This is a genomic window from Actinosynnema sp. (assembly GCF_052038725.1).
In genome coordinates, this window is the sequence record NZ_JBQGCX010001305.1 from 1 (window position 1) to 2,110 (window position 2,110).

The 2,110-nt window shown below is 75.7% G+C and carries 1 protein-coding gene; it reads left to right on the forward strand.

Annotated features, from left to right (window positions below; all coding sequences use genetic code 11):
* Window positions 1-2,110, forward strand: a 2,110-nt coding sequence (locus tag ACTUAL_RS27555) for a non-ribosomal peptide synthetase (RefSeq protein ID WP_440902282.1), incomplete at both ends; no start/stop codon positions are given.

A 2,110-nucleotide genomic window follows, 5' to 3' on the forward strand; every position in this document is an offset into this window, starting at 1 on the left:
GCCTGCGCGGCCGGGTCGACCCCGCCGCCCTCCAGCAGGCGCTGGTCGCCGCGGTGCAGCGCCACGAGGTGCTGCGCGCCACCTTCCGCGAGGTCGACGGGCACCCCCTGGCGACCACCGCCCCCGTGGTCTCGCTGCGGCTGCCCGTCACCGAGCTCGACCCCGCCGACATCCCCGGCGAGCTGGCCCGCGTCGTGGCCGCCGAGACCCGCACCCGCTTCGACCTGGCCAAGGGCCCCCTGGTGCGCGCCTCGCTCCTGCGGATCGCGGCTGACGACCACGTCCTGCTCATCACCGCCCACCAGATGGTCGCCGACCAGCGCTCGGTGCGGCTGCTGACCGACGAGGTGCTGACCACCTACGCGGGCGGCGCCGCCGACACCACCCCCGCGGACTTCCACGCCGTGGTCACCGCCCAGCGGGAGTGGGTCGACGGCGACGAGGCGATCAAGGACATCGAGTACTGGCGCGAGCAGCTCGCCGCCCTGCCCGCGCTCGAACTGCCGACCGATCGCACCCGGCCGCCGATGAAGACCATCGCGGGCGCCGCCGTGTCGGTCCCGGTGCCGGAGGCGACCACCGCCGCCCTCGACGCCCACGCCTCCGCGACCGGCGCCGACCACGCCCACCTGCTGCTGGCCGCCTACGCCTCGGTGCTGTCGCGCTACTCCCAGCAGGACGACCTGGCGATCGGCGTCGCCGTCCCGGCCACCTGGCACGCCGATGGCACGAGCCTGATCGGCCCGCTGGAGAACGCGCTCCCGCTGCGCCTGGAGCTGACCGGTGACGAGACCCTGGAGCGCCTCCTGGAGCGCACCGCGGCGGTCTCGGCCGAGGCCACCGCGCACGGCAGGCTCTCCTTCGACCGGATCGTCGAGGCCGCCCAGCCGCAGCGCGACCTCAGCCACACCCCGCTGTTCCAGGTGTCGTTCTCCTACCAGCGGCAGCCGGAGTCGGTGGAGCTGCCCGGCGCCACCGCCGTCCCGGTCGACCTGCCGGTCACCTGGACCGCGCACGACATCGACCTCGTCGCCACCCGGCGCGGGCCCGCGCTGGCGCTGCGCGCGCAGTACAACACCGACCTGTTCGACCGCGACACCGTCGAGCGCCTGCTCGGGCACGTCCTGCTGCTGCTGGACTCCGCGCTGGCCGAGCCCACCAGGCCGCTGGCCGAGTTCGCCCTGCTCTCCGAGCGGGAGCGCGAACTGGTGGTGCGCACCTGGAACGACACGCGCACCGAGCACGACCGGACCCGCACCCTGCACGGCCTCGTCGAGGCCGCCGCCGAGGCCCACCCCGGCGCCGTCGCGGTGGTCGCGGGCGACGCCGAGCTGACCTACGGGTCCCTCGACGCCCGCGCCAACGCCCTGGCCTCGGAGCTGATCGCCGCGGGCGCCGCGGCGGAGACCCGCGTCGGCGTGCTCGTCGACCGCACCCCGCACGCCGTGGTCGGCCTGCTCGGGGTCCTCAAGGCCGGCGGCGCCTACGTCCCGCTCGACCCCACCTACCCGGCCGACCGGCTGGCCTTCATCCTCGCCGACGCCGCCATCACCACCGTCGTCGGCTCCGAGGCGGTCCTCGCCGGGCTGCCCGAGCAGCTGAGCGGCCTCACCCGGATCGCCGTCCCCACCGCCGACCCGGCCACCAGCGCCCGCCCCTCGACGACCGTCGACCCCGCCGACCTGGCGTACGTCATCTACACCTCCGGCTCCACGGGCAGGCCCAAGGGCGTCGCCGTCGAGCACCGCCAGATCGTGCACTCCACCGAGGCCCGTTCCGCCTGCGCGGGCCCCGGCCTGCCCGAGCGGTACCTGGTGCTGGCCCCGCTGACCTTCGACGCCTCCGGCGGCGGGCTCTACTGGACGCTGGCCTCGGGCGGCACCGTCGTGCTCCCCACCGAGGCAGAGGTGCTGGACCCCCGGCTGCTCGGCGCGCTCATCCGCTCCCGCGAGGTGACCCACGTCGACGGCGTGCCCTCGCAGTACGCGGTCCTGCTGGAGACCGACCCGCAGGCCCACGACTCGGTGCGCACCACCATCCTCGCGGGCGAGGCGCTGCCGCCCGCGCTGATCGGCGAGCACTTCCGCCGCAACCCCGGCTCCGCCCTGTT